Origin of the sequence: Lysobacter alkalisoli (assembly GCF_006547045.1) — a bacterium.
Taxonomy (GTDB): domain Bacteria; phylum Pseudomonadota; class Gammaproteobacteria; order Xanthomonadales; family Xanthomonadaceae; genus Marilutibacter; species Marilutibacter alkalisoli.
In genome coordinates this window covers 2,877,879-2,897,075 of record NZ_CP041242.1, presented here as the reverse complement: position 1 = coordinate 2,897,075, position 19,197 = coordinate 2,877,879, and the positions used below count along the sequence as shown (strand labels likewise).

General features: G+C 65.8%; 17 protein-coding genes. 13 read left to right on the top strand and 4 right to left on the bottom strand.

Annotation, left to right across the window (positions count from 1 at the left end; translation table 11 throughout):
* The first annotated feature begins 60 nt into the window (after nt 1-60).
* From FKV23_RS12690 to FKV23_RS12650, 10 genes are read left to right on the top strand one after another with little or no spacing between them, the layout of a single operon-like run.
* Nucleotides 61-3,324 carry a phage tail length tape measure family protein gene (locus tag FKV23_RS12690; RefSeq protein ID WP_141624175.1) on the top strand — a complete coding sequence of 1,088 codons (3,264 nt, stop codon included), beginning with the start codon at nt 61-63 and terminating at the stop codon, nt 3,322-3,324.
* Nucleotide 3,325: 1 nt separating this feature from the next.
* Nucleotides 3,326-4,192, top strand: a complete 867-nt coding sequence (locus FKV23_RS12685) for a hypothetical protein (protein WP_141624174.1) — start codon at nt 3,326-3,328, stop codon at nt 4,190-4,192.
* Nucleotides 4,192-5,238, top strand: a complete 1,047-nt coding sequence (locus FKV23_RS12680) for a hypothetical protein (protein ID WP_141624173.1) — start codon at nt 4,192-4,194, stop codon at nt 5,236-5,238. The genes FKV23_RS12685 and FKV23_RS12680 overlap by 1 nt, the downstream gene beginning before the upstream one ends.
* Nucleotides 5,239-6,945, top strand: coding sequence for a hypothetical protein (locus tag FKV23_RS12675; RefSeq protein WP_141624172.1), 1,707 nt, complete (start codon nt 5,239-5,241; stop codon nt 6,943-6,945).
* A gap of 4 nt (nt 6,946-6,949) precedes the next feature.
* Nucleotides 6,950-7,732: a phage BR0599 family protein gene (locus FKV23_RS12670; RefSeq protein ID WP_141624171.1), complete on the top strand. Its 783-nt coding sequence runs from the start codon at nt 6,950-6,952 to the stop codon at nt 7,730-7,732.
* 9 nt (nt 7,733-7,741) lie between these two features.
* Complete coding sequence (locus tag FKV23_RS12665; RefSeq protein ID WP_141624170.1) at nt 7,742-7,984, top strand: hypothetical protein; 243 nt, start codon at nt 7,742-7,744, stop codon at nt 7,982-7,984.
* Nucleotides 7,984-8,223 (top strand): hypothetical protein, encoded by a 240-nt coding sequence (locus FKV23_RS12660; protein ID WP_141624169.1) that lies wholly within the window; start codon nt 7,984-7,986, stop codon nt 8,221-8,223. Before FKV23_RS12665 ends, FKV23_RS12660 begins: the two co-directional genes overlap by 1 nt.
* Nucleotides 8,216-8,389 (top strand): hypothetical protein, encoded by a 174-nt coding sequence (locus FKV23_RS17265; protein WP_167285216.1) that lies wholly within the window; start codon nt 8,216-8,218, stop codon nt 8,387-8,389. Before FKV23_RS12660 ends, FKV23_RS17265 begins: the two co-directional genes overlap by 8 nt.
* Nucleotides 8,382-10,595 (top strand): hypothetical protein, encoded by a 2,214-nt coding sequence (locus FKV23_RS12655; RefSeq protein ID WP_141624168.1) that lies wholly within the window; start codon nt 8,382-8,384, stop codon nt 10,593-10,595. The genes FKV23_RS17265 and FKV23_RS12655 overlap by 8 nt, the downstream gene beginning before the upstream one ends.
* A complete protein-coding gene (locus tag FKV23_RS12650; RefSeq protein ID WP_141624167.1) occupies nt 10,595-11,617 on the top strand; it encodes a tail fiber domain-containing protein in 1,023 nt (340 codons plus the stop codon). Before FKV23_RS12655 ends, FKV23_RS12650 begins: the two co-directional genes overlap by 1 nt.
* A gap of 464 nt (nt 11,618-12,081) precedes the next feature.
* On the opposite strand, the gene FKV23_RS12645 is transcribed toward FKV23_RS12650, so the two are convergent.
* Genes FKV23_RS12645 through FKV23_RS12635 form a run of 3 tightly spaced genes read right to left on the bottom strand, consistent with a single transcriptional unit; the run spans nt 12,082 to nt 14,250 of the window.
* Entirely contained in the window at nt 12,082-13,026 is a 945-nt protein-coding gene (locus FKV23_RS12645; protein WP_167285215.1) for a DUF4097 family beta strand repeat-containing protein, read from the bottom strand.
* Nucleotides 13,027-13,069: 43 nt separating this feature from the next.
* Nucleotides 13,070-13,630, bottom strand: coding sequence for a hypothetical protein (locus FKV23_RS12640; RefSeq protein ID WP_141624165.1), 561 nt, complete (start codon nt 13,628-13,630; stop codon nt 13,070-13,072).
* Nucleotides 13,627-14,250: an RNA polymerase sigma factor gene (locus FKV23_RS12635; protein ID WP_141624164.1), complete on the bottom strand. Its 624-nt coding sequence runs from the start codon at nt 14,248-14,250 to the stop codon at nt 13,627-13,629. The genes FKV23_RS12640 and FKV23_RS12635 overlap by 4 nt, the downstream gene beginning before the upstream one ends.
* Before the next feature lie 260 nt (nt 14,251-14,510).
* Here FKV23_RS12635 and FKV23_RS12630 point away from each other — a divergent pair, with 260 nt between their 5' ends.
* From FKV23_RS12630 to FKV23_RS12620, 3 genes are all read left to right on the top strand, one after another.
* The gene (locus FKV23_RS12630; protein ID WP_167285214.1) at nt 14,511-15,224 is read left to right on the top strand and encodes a response regulator transcription factor; all 714 of its coding nucleotides are present in this window, start codon (nt 14,511-14,513) and stop codon (nt 15,222-15,224) included.
* 164 nt (nt 15,225-15,388) lie between these two features.
* The gene (locus FKV23_RS12625; RefSeq protein WP_167285213.1) at nt 15,389-16,594 is read left to right on the top strand and encodes a ligand-binding sensor domain-containing protein; all 1,206 of its coding nucleotides are present in this window, start codon (nt 15,389-15,391) and stop codon (nt 16,592-16,594) included.
* Nucleotides 16,595-16,647: 53 nt separating this feature from the next.
* Entirely contained in the window at nt 16,648-17,727 is a 1,080-nt protein-coding gene (locus tag FKV23_RS12620) for a two-component regulator propeller domain-containing protein (protein ID WP_167285212.1), read from the top strand.
* A 13-nt stretch (nt 17,728-17,740) separates the two neighbouring features.
* Here FKV23_RS12620 and FKV23_RS12615 read toward each other — a convergent pair whose 3' ends face one another.
* The gene (locus FKV23_RS12615; protein WP_167285210.1) at nt 17,741-19,165 is read right to left on the bottom strand and encodes a sensor histidine kinase; all 1,425 of its coding nucleotides are present in this window, start codon (nt 19,163-19,165) and stop codon (nt 17,741-17,743) included.
* Between the last annotated feature and the right edge of the window lie 32 nt (nt 19,166-19,197).

The window sequence follows — 19,197 nt, the reverse complement described above, 5'->3', positions numbered from 1 at the left end:
ATTCGAAAGAAGGGCTGCGGGCAACGATCGCCCGGATCAAGCAACTGAGGAAACGCTGACGTGGCAACGGGCGGTCAAGACTTCACCATCGACATGCGGATGCGCGCGGACTTCGATTCCGCGCGCAAGGCCATCCGCGCCACCAGCAAGGACCTGGAGGCACTGGCCGACACCGCCCGCGAGGCCACCACCGACGTTGCCGGCGGCGGCACCGACGCCAACGTCCAGGCCCAGCGCGCCTACGTGCAGGCCAGCCAGGCCACGCAAGCGGCCATCGCCGAAGAGATCGGCCTGATCGGACAGCTGCAGGACCGACTGGACCGCGGCGCTTCCAGTTGGGAAGACCTGGCCGACACCGAGGCCATGCTCGACAAGGCCATGGCCAAGGGCCTGGTCACCGCTGAGGAGTACGACCAGGCACTGGTCAAGCTCGACAAGACCCAGGGCACCCTGGAGCGCAGCACCGCCAAACAGCAGAAGACGCTGGACGGCACCGTATCGCGCTACGACAAGGCAGGCGCGCAGCTCAAGCAGCTGGCGCAGGACGAGGTCCGTCTGAAACAGGCCGTCGACTCCGGCCGCATCAGCCGCGAGCAGTACAACCGCGCCATGGCGGGCATTGCCGCCCGCCGCGCTGGCATCCAGAACATCAATCAGCAGGCCCGCGCCATGCGCGGCCTGCAGCTGCACACCGTGCAGACCCAGCAGTCAGTGGCCGCGTTGCTGCGGCAGCTGTCCATGGGCTCGTGGCGCGGCGCCACCACATCACTGGTGTCGCTGGGTGGACGGGCTGGCGTTGTGGGTGCTTTGTTCAGCGGCATGGCGGCGCCGATTGCTGCGGCCGGTGCTGCAGTCGCAGTCTTTGCAGTAGCAGCTTTCAAGGGCTACACCGAGTTGCGCGCCCTTGAGTCGGCGTTGATCTCGACCGGCAACATCGCAGGTGTCACGGCAGGGCACCTGTCTGACATGGCCCGCGAAGTAGGCGCAGTGTCCGGTGAGTTCGGCAAGGCCCAGGAGGCTGCGGTGCTGCTGGCCAAGTCTGGTCAGGCAAGCGCTGACACGCTGCAGGATATGATCAGCGCGGCGGTTAACCTGTCCGAGCTGACAGGCCAGAGCATCGAGCAGACCACCCACGAAGTCCTGCGGTTGGCAAAGGCCCCTGTTCCGGGCCTGATCGAGTTGAACCAGCGCTATCACTTCCTCACCGTCGCCACGCTGGAACAGGTACAGGCGCTGGTGGACCAGGGCCGCGAACAGGATGCCGTGCGATTGAGCATGGACCTGCTCGCGCGTACGTCGGAGCAACGCGCCCAGCAGATGCGCGACAACGCTGGCTCCATCGAGCGGGCGTGGTCCTACGTAAAGCGCGAAGTGCTGGATGTGTGGCAAGCGATGAAGGACGTCGGCCGCACGGACATCGAAGCGCAGATGCGCGGTGTCGAGCGGGCGATCAAGACGGCAGAGGGGCGCAATGCGTTTGGGGCATTCACGGCGCCCGGCGGTCTGTTCGGCGGACTGATTATCCGTGCCAACCGCGACACGATTCTCAAGAGCTTGAACGAGCGGCGGGCCGCATTGGAGCAGCAGAAGAAAGCGCTCGACGATGTCGCCAAGGCCGAGGCCGACCAGCAAGCCGTGCAAGAGCGCGGCATCAAGGCCCAGCAAGCCATCACCTCAGCCGTCAAGGACTCCGCCACCCAGTCCGAGAAGTACGCCGCGGCCGTGGCCGACCTCAAGCGCCAGTTCACTGAACTGCGCGAGGCCAGCCCGGACAGCGGTCTACTCACCGACGTGATCTTTGGCGCCGACGGCGGCATCAGCGGCGGCGCCTTCGACCAGGCGCTCAAATCCATCCGTGAGCGGTTCAAGGAGCGCAGCAAACGCACTACCCAGACCGACGCCCAGAAGGCCGAGGAGGCCGCCCGTCGCGAACTGGACAACCTCGTTCGCCGCGCCGACATGCTCGAGCAGCTGGAGGAAGGTGAAACCCAGCTCAGCGAAGCCCAACGCATCCGCTACGAAATCGAGAACGGCGCATTCAAGAATGCGAGCGAGGCCACCAAGGCCCTCCTCGAGGACTACGCCCAGCTCGTCGACGGCGAGCAGCGTCGCATCGACATGGCCCGCGAGTACGTGCAGGTGCAGCTCGAGATTGCCCGCATGCAGGGGCGGCCCGTGCCGCCGCACCTGGACGAAGAGTCCAAGCGCCTGCAAAAGCTCGCCCAAGACTACGAGAACCTCGGCCGCGCAGCCGAGGCGGCGGAAGTCCGTCGCCTGCAGACCATGCGCGAGGCCTCCCGCGAGCTGGATCAGCTGCATGCCGAGTACCAGCGGATCATGGGCGCGATTGAGATCGCCCAGCAGCGCATCCAGCTCAACGTCCAATCCGGCCTGATCACCCAGGCCGAGGCACAGCGCCAGATCGTCGCACTGTACGGCCAGGAGTTGGGCGCCCTCGACCAGCTGATCCCGCGCATGGAAGAGCTGGCCCGCGTCACCGGCAACGAGCAGGCCCTGGCCAACGTGCAGCGCATGCGTCTGGAACTGGACCAGATGCGCAACACCACCGACCTGTTGAGCCAGACCATTGCCAACACGTTCGAAGGTTCGCTCGCCGGCGCGCTCGAATCCCTGGCCACCGGCACCGCCAGCCTGGCCGACGCCGCCCGCCAGTTCTTCACCAACATGGCCCAGGGCCTGGCGCGCTTCGCTGCTGAACAGCTCGCCGCTATCGCCCGGGCAAAGCTGATGCAGTTGTTGGCACGCAAGAGCGGTGCCGAGAACGTCGGCGAGGGTGCGGCCCAGTTGACCACGGCCGCCGGCGCTACAGCGCTGGCGGGTGGCGTGGTCGCCAATGGTGCCACGGCCCTCGGCGCATCTGCTGCTGCATTGCAGTCCGCCGCCACAACGCTGCTCATCGCCAACAGCATGTCCAGTGCCGGCGGTTTCGCCGACGGCGGATTCACGGGCTACGGTGGCAAGTACGCACCCGCCGGTGTTGTCCATCGCGGCGAGTACGTGATGCCGCAGGAGACCGTCCGTGCTTACGGCCTCGACGCCATGCGTGCCATCCATGCCGGCCGCGCCCGCTTTGCCAACGCCCCGGCGCCGCGGGTGGCGCCCCGTGCACCGCGTTTCAGCTTCGCCGAGGGCGGCCTTGTCGGCGGACAACCTGCGGCCCCGCAAGTCAACGTCAGCAGCGTCAACCTGATCGACAGCGCGCAGTTGGTCGGCGGTTACCTGGAGGATCCGTCAAGCGACGTGGTGTTCGTCAACAAGATCGGCCGCAATGCCGGTGCGATTCGACAGCTGCTGGGGAGCTGACATGGCCTTTTCGATCGACTTCACCGACCAGACTGGCACCACCGGCATCGCGCACAAAGAGTTGTTGCTGCGGATACAGGCGCTGGCCGAGCTCAATGGCTGGACGACACTGCGTTACGCCACTGGCGTGGCGCCCACCGTCGGTACCGGCCTGCAGGATGAGCTGATCCTGCAGGGCGAGGGCCTGGCCGGCACCGACGAAATATTCATCGGCTTTCGCACCTACGACAACGTCAGCGCCGACTACTACAACATCTCCGTTGCGGGATTCACCGGCTATGTGCCCGGCAACCCTTGGTCCGCGCAGCCAGGGATCATCGAGAGCGGCATCCCCGCGCACAACCAGCGCGTCGACTACTGGTTGCAGGTCAACGCTCGCCGCATCAACCTGGCGCTCAAAATCGGCACGCCGGTGTACACCTCCGGCGGCGCCGGTTTCTTCCTGCCGTATTCCCTGCCGTCGCAGTACCCGTACCCCATGTATGTGGCCGGCATGCTCAACGGCCCAGCGCTCACGCGCTACAGCGACACCGCGATGTCGATGCCGTGGAAGGGCAACCGGCCGAACTTCCGCATCCGATGGTTCGACGGCTCGTGGAAACAGCCCGACATGTACCCGTGGAACAACGCATGGGTTGCCGGTGCGACATCGCAGCTGCGCGACACAAACGACCAGTACCCGGTCATGCGGATCCGCATCAATGACGCCGAGCCCAACGTCTACGGCGTGCTTGACGGCATCGGCTACGTCAGCAATTTCAACAACACGGTCGAGAGCACGGTCTCAGCCGATGGCGATGACTGGGTGTGCATCCAGGATGTCGGCCGCACCTCGTTCAACGACTACTTCGCCTTGAGGCTCGCCTGATGCCCTACGTCTCCGGCAGCGCCAACTCATTCGCCGACCTGCTGACGGCGCTGCGCAATGCGTGCACTACCAACGGCTGGACGCTCAGCGGCACCGTGCTGCACAAAGGCACGTGCTATGTCGACGTGCTGCGCGAAACCGCGCCGTTCAACCTCGCGCCCGCCGATAGCCATCTGTCAGTGCGTGCCGGCAACGGCATCGACGGCTCCAACAACCTGACCGACCCCGCCCCGCGCCGCGCATGGCTCGGCTTGCTGCGCGCAGTTGCGCCAGACAACACGTTCCCGGACTGGTCATGGCCGGTGACGTACCACATCCACGTGCTCACCGATCCGGACGAGGTTTGGCTGTGGGTCAACTACAACACCGACTTCTGGCAGTGGCTAGCGTTCGGCCAGAGCCCTGCGGGCGGTAACGCGGGCACCGGGAACTGGCACGCGGCGTCGATTTGCGAGCGCGGGCCGTCATCTGGATCAAATACGACCCGGATCAATCAATGCCGCGTCGGTGCCGACGGGGTCGCTGATCGTGGCGGTGGTAATGAGGCACAGTTCTGCCCGCAGCCATTTTTCTTGTTCCACACATCCGCGAGCACCTACTCGCATCCTAATTATGCAATCCACGGAGCACTAGATGACAGCACCGGAGCTCCAATCTGGAGCTCCGGAGACCGTCACTTTGCCGATGGTGGTGTTGGTGGTGGCTACTCGCCGCACACTGTCAACGCAAGCAGGGCCCTCGTGCCCTTGTACAGCAGGTCCCCCAATCAATGGAACAGCGAAGCGCCGTTGCTGCCGGTGCAGGTAATCCAGACGCGGTTGTCAAACAAGGTTTCGCTGATCGGCGAGTTCCGACACTCACGACTGACCCGCAACAAGTTCATTACCCCAGGACAGGTTGTACCGCTGGGTGCAGACGAGTGGAAGGTGTATCCGGTGTACAGGCGGAATGCAGCAGTGACAGGAGACGTCGGCTCAGGGACGCTGGGCGCAGGGGCTGATCACAGCGGCACATTCGCGATCGCGATCCGGTACGACGGTGCATAGATGGCAGACCGTGACGGCTACCTGGTATCCGGCGACGACTTCGGCGCAGACCTGCCGCCCCGCAGCGCGAATATCATCAATCATGCGCACCTCGACTGGGACGTGCGCATCGCCGACACCGGCCTGCTGTATGGCGCCGGCGCCCGCACCCCCACGCTCCCCGTCGCATCGCACGTCGTCGCGCGCGACGGTTACATCGCGCACAGCTACTTCGACGACTTCTACCACCGGATCCATGTCGTGCCACGCGACATCGCCCTCGGCAACCTGGCCACTGAGCAGATCCGCGTGATCCTGGTCTGGAACGCCTTCCTGACCGAGCAAACTCTCACCGACACGCCCATCGTCAACGGCGACGGCATCGAGATCACGCCACCGGCCATGCTGCCGATCACCTTCGCCCCGCTTCAGCAGCTCGACTGGGAGATCAAGGTCACGACCGATGGTCCGTCGCGTATCGACGCCACCATTACCTACGTCTTCACAGGCCTGGACGACACCACCGTCACCATCACCGGCGACCGCCTGCAGGCGTGGCCGTTGCCGGCGGACTGGGGCAGCGCCGTTGACGAGTCGCTGGAATGGCTGACCGACGTGCAGCAGGCGATTGACGGCGGCCTGACCCGCGAGCCCAAGCGCGACGCCCCCCGCCGTGGCTGGAGCTTCGACCTGGTCGAGGGCGCCCGCGAGCGGCGCATCATCGAGAACCTGGTCTACGACTGGGCCGGCCGCAACTGGGTGCTGCCGGTGATGACCGACGGCGACGTGCTGGCCACCGCGGTGCCGGCCGGCAGCACCGTGATCGCGGTAGATACCGTGGGCGTGGACTATCGCGACGGCGGCCTGGCGTTGCTATGGCGCGACGCATTGGACTTCGAGCTGGTCGAAATCGAGACCCGCAGTGCCATCGAGTTGGCCTTGGTGCGCCCGACCCTGAAGCCGTGGCCAGTGGGCACGCGAATCTGGCCGTGCCGGGTGGCGCGCATGGTCCAGGCGCCTACCTGGCGCCGCAAGTCCAGCCAGGTCATCGTCAGCCGGGTGCAGTTCGAGGCGCAGGAGCCGTGCGATTGGCCGGCGATCGCGCCCTCGGCAACCTACCTCGGTCACCCGGTGCTGGAGCAGCCTATCGAGGAATCCGAGGACCCGACCCAGAGCACGCCGCGGCAGCTGTTCGTGTCCGATGCCCAGGTCGGCCCGGTCATCGTCGACGACATCACCGACCTGGCCTGGCAAGACCAGTCGCACGCCTGGAAGCTGTGGGGCCGCGCCGAGCGTGCCGCGCACCGCAGCCTGCTGTACTGGCTGGACGGTCGGTCGAACCTGCTGTGGGTGCCGACGTGGAGCGACGACATTGAGCTGCTGGATCCTGTCGGCGCGTCCTCGCAAGTGCTGACCGTCGCCAATGCGCGCATCGCCCTGGCGCTGCGAAGCCAACCCGGCCGGCGCCACCTGCGGATCGCGCTGCACGACGGCAGCGTGTTCTACCGCCGCGTCGAAGCTTCAAGCGAACTGGACAGCGCCCGCGAGTCGCTGCTGCTCGACAGCGCGCTGGGCGTGGAGATGGACCCTGCGCAGGTGCGGCTGATCTGCTGGATGTCGCTGTCCACTCTGGCGGCCGACCGGGTGACCTACTCACACACCTCCGACAGCCGCGGGGAGTCGGTGTGCCGCGTGCGCTTTGCCGCCGCCCCGGCGGAGGAGCCGTGACGCCATGAGCTTGTTCGCACGCCACGTGGAGCTGATCGAGTTCTTCCGAAACTCGCGCTTCTGGCGCTACACCAGCGGCAATCGCATCTACACCGCAGTAGGTCAGGACTACCTGCCATACGCCATCGACACCGGCCGCACCATGCAGTCGGCCGAGGAGAACCGGAACAACCGCGAGATCAAGGCACCGGTGACGCTGCCGTTCCTCGACATCTGGCGGCCTTACCCGCCTATGGAACGGATCCACGTCACTATCAAGCGCGTGAAGGCCAGCGACGGCAGCATCGAGCGCAGTTGGACCGGCATCGTCGCCGACGTGAAGGAGACGGCGTTCGAGGCCACGATCCGCTGCCAGACCTTGATTGCCGCCGCCCATGGAATGGGCCTGCGGCGCAACTGGCAGGTGCCGTGCCCGTTCGCCACGTACGGCGCGCAGTGCGGTGTGCCGCTGGAGGACTTCCGCGTCCCGGCCAGCCTGACCCTGGTCGACGGCGTCACCGTGCAGGCGGCGGCCTTTGCCGCGTTCCCAGACGGGTGGTTCAACGGCGGATTCATTCGCTGGCAGGCCAGCGCGTTCGAGACCGAGCGCCGTTTTGTCGTGACCCACTCGGGCGACACGCTGACCCTGCTCACGCCGATGCCGGGTGGCGTCACGGCGGTAGACGCCTTCCCCGGCGACGACCACTCGCTGCAGACATGCGACGAGAAGTTCAACAACGCCGTCAGATACGGCGGCCAGCACACGATCCCCGAAAAAAACCCGTTCGGTTCGGACCCGGTGTTCTAGGAGCGCGCAATGGATCCGATGACCTGGTACTACATCATCATGCTGGTCGTCTCGCTGGCGGTGAGCTACGCGATGCGGCCCAAGACCCAGCACGCCAAGCCGCCGGCGCTGGAGGATTACAGCGTGCCCACCGTCGAGGAGGGACGTCCGGTGGCGAAGATCTACGGCACCTGCTGGATCGATGACCCGAACGTATTGTGGTGGGGCGACGTGCGGCACTTCCCGCCGATCAAGGCGAGCGGGGGCAAGTGATGGCCGCGAGTCCGAACGGCGTGATCGTGACCATCGAGCATGTGCGTGCCGCCCGGCTGGTCGGCGAGGGCGTGACGTGTGCGCCGGGTATTCGCCTGTGGGCGCAGCGCTACGGCATCGACATCCGCGCATTCCTGCGTGATGGCTTGCCGGTGGAGCAGATCGAAGCCATCGGCGGTCCGTTCGCTATGCGGGCAGCGTCGCTGGCACGGGCCGAACAGGAGACGACCAATGAATGATCGTTTGAAGCTGTTGGTGTTCGCAGTATGCGTGGGTCTGACCGGCGCGATCCTGTCGCACAGCGTGGCCAGCGGTCGCGCCATAGCGGCTGGCGTTGCCGTCGCAGTGCTGGCCGTGCAGGCCGGCCTGCTGGCCCATTACCTGTGGAGGCGCACCCGTGGGTAAAGGCAGCAAGCCCACCATCGGTTACTGGCACAAGATGGGTCTGTACATGGGCGAGTCGACCAGTAACGAGGCCCTGCGTGCGGTCAAGGTTGGCGGTGAGCTGGCTTGGGAGGGCAACCTGGTCGGCAGCGGCAGCATCAACATCAACAAGCCGATGTTGTTCGGCGGCGAGAAAAAGGAGGGTGGCATCGTCGGCACGCTGGATGTGCGCCAGGGCGAGCCGACCCAGATGCCGCACCCCTACCTGCAACAGCAGGTACCCGGACCGTGGCCGGCCGGGCGTGGCCTGTGCACAACGGTGTTCAACGGCGACGTGGGCGCCATGAATCCGTACGTCAAACAGTGGTCGAAACTGTGGTCGCGCTGGACCGCAGGCTGGACCACGCCTGTGTTCGAGCCGTCGCTGTGCAAAGTTGGCGAGGGCATGAACCCGGCCCACATCATCTACGACGCGTTCACCTCCACTGACCAGGGCATGGGCCTGCCGACCAGCATGATCGACGTGCCCAGCTTCACCGCTGCGGCGCAAACGCTGTTCGATGAAGGCTTTGGCCTGTGCCTGAAGTGGTCGCGGAACACCCCGGCCGGCAACTTCATTGCCACCGTCTGCGAGCACATCGGCGGGCAGTGGGCCGAGGACACCAGCGTCTTCCCGACCAAGATCAAGTTGCAGCTGTTCCGCGCCGATTACGACGCCGGCACCCTGCCACTGCTGGACGAAAGCAACATCGTTGAGCTTGAGAGCTGGGAAGACGGTGCCCTCGATGCCGGCGTCAACGAGATCACCGTGGTCGGACATGATGCGCTGATCGGCAAGGACATCGCGGTCACCTACCAGAACCTGGCCAACGTGCAGGCGCAGGGCCGCGTTGTTGCCGACAAGAGGCAGTTCCCGGGCCTGTGGAACCGCGAGCTGTGTGCCCGCGTCGCCGCGCGTGAGTGCGCGGCTGCAAGCGCCCTGATCAAGCGTGTCCGCCTGATTGCCGACAAGACGATGCTGGGCGTGCTGCGCGGCGACGTGCTGGCGATCAGCTGGCAGCGCAAGGGTGTCGTGCGCATGCCTGTGCGCGTGCTGGAGGTCGACGAGGGCACCTTCGTCGACCAGCGGATCCGGCTGACCCTGACGCAGGACATCGCCGGCATGGCAGCCACCAGCTACATCGCCCCGGTGTTCAGTGAGTGGGCACCGCCGGACCGCACGCCGTATCCGCTTAACCCAGAGGCGGTGTACGAGGCCACCTACCGCGACCTGGCCGGGAACATGAGCGCGGCCGACCTGCAGCAGGTGGCTGCCGATGGCGCATACCTGGTCAGCGTCGGCGCACGCCCGTTGGGCACCGCCCAGAACTACACGCTGGCCACCCGAACCGGAGCCGGCGACTTCACCGAGGTCGCCACCGGCGACTTCACTCCGCATGGCGAGCTGGCTGTGGGTATCGGCAAGACCACCACTGCGATCACCTTGGCCAACCATCGCGACCTGTCCCTGGTAACCGTCGGCAGTGAGGCGGTGATCGCCGGCATCGAGCACTGCCGCGTTGATGCGATCGACGCCGGCACCGGCGATATGACCCTCGCGCGCGGCTGCGTCGATACCGTGCCGCACGTCCACGGCGCCGGCACCCTGGTGTGGTTCCCGGACCTGTACCACGGCGCCGACCCCACCGAGTACCTTGTCGCCGAGACCGTCGACGCCAAGCTGCTCACCCGCACCAGTATCGGCCAGCTTGAACTGAGCGCCGCCATCACTCGCAGCCTGGTCATGGCCGGCCGTCAGGGCCTGCCGTACCCGCCCGGTCGCTTCAAGATCGACGGCCTCGACTACCCGGCCAGCGCCACCGGCGAGTTCGTCGTGACCTGGGCGCACCGCGATCGCCGGCTGCAGGCAGACCAGCTGGTCGACACCACCGCCGCGGGCATCGGCCCCGAGCCCACCACCCGCTATGCACTGCGCCTGCTCAACGATGCCACCAGCGCCGTGCTCGCCGAGAAGCTCGACATCGCGGGCACTACCGCCAGCGTCGAACTCGACTTCACCGGCAACGTGCGCATTGAGCTGTACGACACCAGCAGCGTAGGCGACAGCCTGCAGCGCCACGTGCACGTGCTGGCCTACACCCCGGACGCTTCGCCCGTGACCCAGATCACCGCCGCCACCTACAACCCCGACGACGACGCCACCGTGATCGACGGAGGGCGCATCTGATGGCCATCGAAACGATCGACTACCGCTTCGTCCTGCGCCGCGGCCTGGCCGCCGAGTGGACCGCCCAGAACGGCGTGCTGTTCGAGGGTGAGTTTGGCCTTGAGCTGGACACCGGCAAGCTCAAGATCGGCGACGGGAGCACCCCGTGGAACAGCCTGCCGTATGCGGTGGTGGCGGCTGCGGCCGATCAGACCGGCATTGCCGGCGCCAAGGAGTGGGTGGGCGAACATACGTTTACACGAGACCTTAGAATTAATGCAGGGGCCAGCACTGCGCGCATTCTATTCTCAGCAAATGCTGGTTTATTTACCGACCTTACGTTTGAAACTTCGGGGGTTGCTCGGTGGGTCGTTAGAAAGACGAACGCAGCAGAAACCGGTAGCGATGCAGGTTCGCATTTCATAATAAGGCGCTTCACCGATGCCGGCGCACCTAATGGCACTCCGCTTGAAATCAGACGAGACACGGGTGACATGATTTGGTCGGGGGCCTTCTACCCAAACTCTGATAACGCATTCGATTTTGGCAAGGCTGGCAACAGGATCAAAGAATACTGGGGGGTTAATGCGACTATCAACACGTCAGATGCAAGATTGAAGTCCACACCCAGGTATCTAACGCAAAACGAAATCAAAGCAGCGCAAGAAATAGCTCGCCTACCGATGGTATGGCAATGGCTTTCCGCTATTCAAGAAAAGGGACCGGACGCCCGCCTGCATTGCGGTCCGACGGTGCAAGCCGTAATGGCAATCATGCAAGCGCACGACATCGACCCGTTCCGGTGGGGAGCTATCTGCTACGACGAGTGGCCCGAGCAGCAAGAGATCATCGAGTCGTGGGAAGACGAGTACGACGAAGAGGGGCGCTTGGTCCGTAAAGCGGGTAGTGCGGTGGTGCAGGAATACCGTCCCGCAGGTAACTGCTACAGCCTGCGTCCTGTCGAACTGCTGTGGTTCACAATGGCGGGTAAGGCAGCGGCGGATGATGCCCTTGATGCCCGGGTGACGGCGTTGGAGGGGTAGGGGTTTTCCTACCCGAGGCTCGGCGATTGCCCGACTGCCGCACCCAGTCTGCACTGCCATCCTGATGCTGCCCCGGCCGTCCTGGCCGCCCACGAGCCGCCAAGGCAGGCAGCGGCCACGTCAGCAGGGACGCTGCGCCGACGCGCCGGGGCTCCGTAATTCAGAACAACCATGCCTTACACAGCAATGGTTCCACGGATCTAGGTCCGTAATTCAATTCGGGGAAAGCTGTTGACTAAGCGGTACTATGGCGATGCCTTTTAATCCGCTGGTCGTTGGTTCGAATCCAACACGACCCACCATCCCAGAGACAGTCGGTCTCCGAATCGGACTCAACCCGCAGATCGTTGGTTCGCCCGCTTCGCGGGTCCGGCCCGGGCCTCGCGGCTCGGGCGTTCGACGGCCTGCGAACCGGTGGTTCGCGATCAGGCCGTCTCACCCAACACGATCCACCATTTCCTCATTCACTCCACCCGCAGGGTGAAGTCGCCGGAGAAGGTTTCGACGACGATTTCGCCGCTGCCGTCGCCATAGGTGTGGGTGAAGCTGGCGCCCGGGCCGTGCCTGGGGCGCAGGATGTCGGCGCCGGGCGCGCGCAGGCTGCCGCTGAAGCTCTTGCCACGCACGCTGGCCGACAGATTGCGCGGCATGCGCAGGTCGACGTCGCCGCTGACCGTTTCCAGCTTGATCCGGCCGTTGCCGGCCAGCGCGGTGCTGGCATCGATGTCGCCGGATACCGTCGAGCCGGTCAGACGCCGCAGGCTGGATTCGAGTACGCGAACCTCGGCGTCGCCGGACACGGTCTCGATCGATACCTCGCCATCGAGGCGGCCGCGCAGGCGGATGTCGCCGCTGACGGTCTCCACATCCGCCTTGCGGCTGTTGACGACGAGGGTGATGTCACCGCTGACGCTGTCGACATCGATCGAGTCCGGGGCGCCGGCGACGTCGACGTCGCCACTCACGGTGTCGATCGACAGTTCCGACGGCGCGACGCCGCTGACCTTGATGTCGGCGGACACCGAATCGATTTCGAGATCGGCCCGCAGGGGCACCATCAGCAGCAGCTGGCTGGGCTCGGCGCGGTCGCTGCCGCCGAACAGCCCGACTTTGCCGCGATTGGGATATTGGACCTTGATCTTCAGGCGGCTCGGGGTGCCGGACACGTCGAGTTTCTCGACGCCCTCGCCCAGGGTGCCGGTGATCTTCACCTCGTTGCGATCCCAGGCCTGGACATCGATGCTGCCCTTGAGGTTGTCGATCTCGACCCGGCCACGCGGATCCAGCGGGCGGGTCTCGTCGATCGGGGTCGCAGCCAATGCCGGCAGAGCCAGCAGGGCAAAGGCCAGGGTCAGGGTGCGAGCGGTGGTGCGCCGAGTGATGGCGGCTGGAGCGATGGCGTGGAACATGGGGGCCTCCGATTCGGGAGTGAAGTCTGCGTGGGTCTGTATGTCAGGCATGGATCAGGCGTTGGCTGACGGCCAGGCGGCGGGCATAGGTCCGTCGCAGCTGTTCGAACAGCAATCGTGAATCGGGTTGTTCGGCCAGCGCGGTGAGGATCTGGCTGGCGTTGCGGTCGAGTTCGTCGATCACCGGCCGCATCGGGTTGTCGTCGGGCACGGGGCCGATCTCGCGGAACGCGGCCTGGTATTGCTCGGACAGCCCCGCGGTTTCCCGTGCCAGTGGCGATGGCGCTGTGGCGGCGTCGGCGACCTGCGGCGCCGTGTTGTCCGGGGATCGGAGGTCGTCCCAGCCGGGCCGGCCGAGGACCAGCATGCCGACCACCAGCAGCAGGCTGGCCGCCATCGCCAGCGGTGCCGGCCAGCGCTTGCGGCGGCGGGGAGCGGCGGCGATGGCGTCACGCGGTGGCAGGCGGTTGGCGATGCCGGGCCAGAGATCGCGCCCGGGGGCATGTTCCTGACGCAGGCCGCGCAACTGCCAGCGCAGGGTGTCGGGCAGCGGGACGGGCTGGCTGAAAGGCGTGTCGCGATGGATGTCGGAATCGTGTGTCATGGGGTTTCTCCAAGCCATGCGGCTTCGCCGAGCCGGTCGCGCAGCAGGTTGCGTGCGCGGTGCAGCTGGGCCTTGGAACTGCCGACCGCCATGCCGAGTTCGGCGGCGATCTCTTCGTGCTTCCAGCCTTCGACGTCGTACAGCACCAATACCGCGCGGGCCCGCGGCGGCAGGCTGGCGACCGCGCGTTCCAGATCCATCGACAGCGCGGTGGTATGGCCGGCCGAGTCGGCCAGGCCGAGGGTGTCGAAGGCGCCGTCGTCTCCCTCGTGCTGGGGCCGGCTGCGCTGACTGCGCAAGTCCATCAGCGCGGTATTGACCGCCAGCCGGTGCAGCCAGGTCGAGAATGCCGATTCGAACCGGAATCCCGGCAGCGCCTGCCAGGCACGTACGAAGGCCTCCTGGGTGAGGTCCTCGGCGCGGGTGCCGTAATGGCCGACCAGCCGGCCGATCACGCCATGCACGCGTGCCGCATGACGCCGGTACAGCGCCTCGAAAGCCTGCACATTGCCCTCGCAGGCGGCCCGCACCAGCGTGCCTTCGGCATCCGTGTCGGGTGCCGCGGCGGTCGTGAGGGCGCCTTCGGCGATTGTTGTTCTGTCGGCCACGGCATTGAGCATAAACACTCGGATGCAGGCGTGAGGAAGATGGTTTAGAGATTGGCGGGGAGGGCGGGGCCGTCGGCTGGCATGTGCGGAAAGGGCCGTATCCGCGGGTGCCGGGTGCCGATGAATTGCACCTTTTGTTATGTTGAAGCCCGGAGCATCAGGAATGGACAATGAAACGGGCACGGCGCCTGCGCGATCGGTGCCGGTTCCACGCGAGGGGGCGCGTGTAGCTGGCGATGCGGTGCGACCTGCGGGGTTTCAGACAGAGGCCAATGAGTTCGAGTACACCAAAGACCTCCATCCGTCCCACCCTCGCGGTGGTGGAAGACGACGCCGAGTTGCGCGAGCAGATCCTCCTGCCGGCGCTGGCACGCGCGGGTTTCGAAGTCGCCGGCATGGCCAGTGCGCTCGAGTTGTATCGGGCCATGGCAGGGACGAGCTACGACCTGGTGGTACTGGACGTGGGGCTTCCCGATGACGACGGGCTTTCCATCGCCCGCCATCTGCGCAGCCTGTCGCCGACGATCGGGATCGTCATCCTGACCGGCTATGGTTCCGGCAAGGATCGCCTGCGCGGTTTGCAGGCGGGGGTGGACGCCTACCTGTCCAAGCCGGCGGACATGGACGAACTGGCGATGACCCTGCACAACCTGGCGAAGCGGGTGCAGCCCGGCCAGGGACAGGCCGATGCGGGTCCGGGGCGCTGGCGACTGGACGAGGGCGGCTGGCGGCTGCGGTCGCCCGGTGGCGGCGAAGTGACCCTGAATCTGTTCGAGCGGGAGGTGATCAAGATGCTGGCGGCTGCCTCCGGCATGCCGGTCCGTCGCGACGCGTTGATCGCCCAGCTGGTCGAGGACATCCACGATTTCGATCCGCACCGGTTGGAGATGCTGGTCTACCGCCTGCGCAAGAAGTGCTTGAAGCTCACCGAGGAGGAGTTGCCGCTGCGCGCCGTTCGCGGTATCGGCTATGTGCTGGCCTGGTAGGCGGCATCGCATGCGACGGCGAATTCCGGAGTCGATCTCTTCCGCCGGGTGGCGCGCCCACTGAACGGGTTTCCTGCCGTCGCGGGGATGGCATGCACGGCGCGAGTGGCAGACCTGCGGCAGAATGCAGGACATGGCGAGAGAATTGTGAGGAAGCGACCGCGATGAGGCTGATGGCCCTGGCCTTCGGCCTGCTTGTGTGGTGTGGCCCCGTTCTGGCGTCGACCGCGGTGCACCCCGATTACCGGGTCCGCCCGAAGGTGTTCACCGATGACGATGGGCTTCCGCCGTCAGGCGTGAGTGCCCTTGTCCAGGCCCGCGATGGCTATCTCTGGGTGGGCACGTTCGGCGGCCTGGCCCGCTTCGATGGACGGACGTTCAGGACATACAGGGATCGCCATGTCCCCGGCTCGCTGCATGTGGATGGCGAGCCGGAAACGGGACCGTCCAGCGACCGCATCGTCGCCCTGCATGAGGACGATGAGGGCCGGCTCTGGATCGGGACCGAGGATGCCGGGCTGAGTGTTCTCGAACACGGGGAATTCCGGCATCTGCCCTTTTGCGATGGCCTCTGCCAGATCAACGACATCCTGCAGGGACCGGATCGGGGGATATGGGTTGCGAGCAGCGAGGGCGTGTTCAAGCTGGATCCGGTCAGCGGACAGGTGGTCTGGAGCGGACGTTCCAGTCCGGCCGGATACACCCGATTGGCCAGTGACGGGCTGGGGCGGATCCACGTCGCTGGATACGAAAGTTTCCATGTCGTGGCCGGCCAGCAACTCCGGCCGATCCGGTTGCCCGGCGGAAACAGGGGCGTCCGGTTGCTTGAAGGCAATGGCGACGGTCTGCTGGTCGGCACCGAGCGGGAACTCTACCGGTACGACCCGGTCCGCCAGCAGTGGCAGCCGCTTGGTGTCGAGGAGCCAGCCCTGGCTGCACGGGACGCAGAAGGCCTGTGGTGGGTGTCGCAACTTTCCGGAAAGGTGGTGCGTGAGGACGGCATGGGCGGCTGGGCGCATGTGCCGGAGCTGTCGGGCATGGGCATCATCAGTTTGGCATGGGACGACGAAGGCGACCTGTGGGCAGGCAGTGGCAGCAAGGGCCTGTTGCGGACGCGCAAGCCGCTGTTCGGCCTGTTCTCGACTTCCCAGCTGGGAACCAACATGGCCGGCCGCGCAATCATTGGCGACGGAAACGGCGGTCTGTGGTTCGGCTCGGCCTGTGGAGGCGTACACCATTGGTCGCACGATGGCGGCGTGCAGGCCTTGCCTCTCCGGAAAGCGCAGGTGGGTGAATGCGTCACCAGCCTGCTGTTGGATCACGAAGGCGTGCTTTGGGTGGGGACGGGCGAGGGGGGCTGGCGCGGGTAGCCGGAGGTGAACCGAAGCAGGTCGCCAGATGGCCGGCTGGTGGAATGGTCAATATGTGGCAGCGCAGGGACGGAGGCTTTCTGGTCAGCGCGGGACGCTCGACATACGTGATCGGGATCGATGGCGAAGGCCGCATCGCCGGGCGTCACCGTATCGAGGCCCTGCAGGGCATGCGCATCAACAACGTCGTCGAGGCCGCGAATGGCGGCACCTGGTTCGTGGGCGATCAGGGGGTGCTGCGGCTGGCCGGCGACGAGGTCGTCGAGCGCTGGTCGACGCAGGAGGGGCTTTCCTCACGCTTTGCCCGCGCCCTGTACGAGGACGCTGCTGCGGGCACGCTCTGGGTGGGCACCTATGGCGGCGGCCTCAACCGCATCGAGAACGGGCAGGTGCGCCAGTACGACAGCGGCAACGGACTGTTCGACGACACAGTGTCGTGCATTCTGGCCGACGATCGGGGGCGCCTGTGGCTGGGAGGCAACCGCGGGGTGACCTTGCTGCCATCGCCGCAAACGGCGGACGTCGAGATCGAATCGGTGGGCTATGCGGCGAGCGATGGCCTGGTGCCGGCCGAGATGAACGGGGGCACTTCGTCGCCCTGCCATCGCGATACGCAGGGCCGGTTGTGGTTCGCACTGGTGGAAGGATTCGGCGTCATTGATCCGGCGGATGTGCGCGAGGTCCGGGCTGCATTGCTCAGGCCACACATCGAGCATGCCGCGGCGGCCGGACGCGAACTCGATATCGTCGGCTCGACGCTGACGCTGGAGCCGTTCACGCGGAACCTGGAAATCCGCTACACGGCGATCAATTTGAGCCGGCCGCAGGAAACCCGTTTTCGCTTCCGCCTTTCAGGGGTCGATGGCGACTGGATGGAAGCGGGACAGAACCGCAGCGTTCTCTATCCGTCGATCCCCTGGGGAAAGCACGAGTTCGAGGTGCAGGCGCGCATCGCGGGAGGGCAGTGGTCGCCGGTTCCGGCGAGCCTGCAGATCGTCCATCCGCAGCCGTGGTACCAGCGCCCGTGGATCTGGACACTGGCGATGCTGCTGGGTCTTCTGGTGCTGGTCGGCAGCACCCGCCTGGATGGCAGCGGAGCGGCTCCGGGCCGGCCGGGCTCGCAGCGTCCCTGACAGGCTCCGGTTCCTACCCTGCCGCGACGGTTCGGGTTTCGCACGCCTCGCCACTCTTGTCGTACGCGCCAGTTGGATCGTCCAGCCGCTCTTCCGGCGCATACGGCTTGACCAGAGGCAGCCGGAGGTGGATGCGGGTTCCCCGTTCCGGACTGCTGTCGACCTCCAGTTCGCCCCCGCTGTCGGCGACGAATCGATGCACGATCGACATGCCGATGCCGGTTCCCTCGCCCTTGGGCTTGGTGGTGAAAAAGGGTTCGAACAGGCGGGCGAGCACGTCCGGCGGCATGCCAGAGCCGGTGTCCTCCATCCGGATGAGTGCCTGGTTTTCCGATGGATCGACGGACAGCGTGAAGTGTCCGCCCTGCGGCATGGCGTCGCAGGCGTTGCTGACGATGTTCAGCAGCGCGAGCTCGAATTCCTCATGGTCCGTCTCCACCAGCAGGCCGGGCGGGGGGATGTCGAGGCTCACCCGGATCCCGCGATGGAACATTGGCAGTATCAATGGCCGCATTTCATCGATGGCCTCGGCGAGATCGAAGACCGATACCTGCCTGACCTGCGTGCGGCTGAAACTCAGCAGACGACGGGTGATCACCGCGCCGCGCTGCGCGGCCCGACGGATCCTGGACAGCACGCTGTCGGCGGGATTGCCTTTCAGGTGGGGCGAGGTGGCGAGCCCGACGATCACACTGAGAATGTTGTTGAAGTCGTGAGCGGCGCCGGCCGACAGCCGGCCGATGGCTTCCATCCGCTGTGTCTGCAGCAGGCGTGCGTAGGCGAGTTCCTTTTCCTCGATCTCGCGCTTGAGTTCCATACAGGCCGCGTCCAGTGCCTGGCTGCGCTCGATGGCCCGCTGGGACGAGCGGATCAGACGGTCGAGGATCACCGCAAGCACGAGAAAGTTCATGCTGGACAGGAGCAGGTCCGACAGCACGCCCGATGTTCCCGGAATGTTGGTCGCGTGCCGTATGTCGACCCACGCGCCTATCGCCAGTGCGACGGTATTGGCGAGCGCCGTCCACCACACGGCCGACCGACCCAGCAGCAGGCCGGCGAATAGCAACGGCATCAGATGGATCATCAGCAGCCCGGGTTGTGCCTGCAAACCATAGACGTAGTAGCTGGCTCCGATCAGCAACAGGCTGCCGATCACGGTGAGACTGGCTGACAGCCGGTACAGCCCTCTTCGCGACAGATGAAAGCAGAGCCATGCGTATGCGCCTATCGCCACGGCGACCCAGGTATCGCCTTGCGCCTCGATGCCCGTGAAGGCGTAGGAGCTGAAAACCATCACCAATGCCGCCGTGCCGACGATGGCGAGGATCGTCTGCAGCATCAGGGCATTGCGGCGGTCCTGGGGCGCATGAATGGGCATGCGCTTTATCCAGCCGATGACGCGTTGCCACAGATCCCGGGGCGGATAGAAGATATTCATTGCCGGGGTGCGATGCGGCCGGCTGCCTGCGT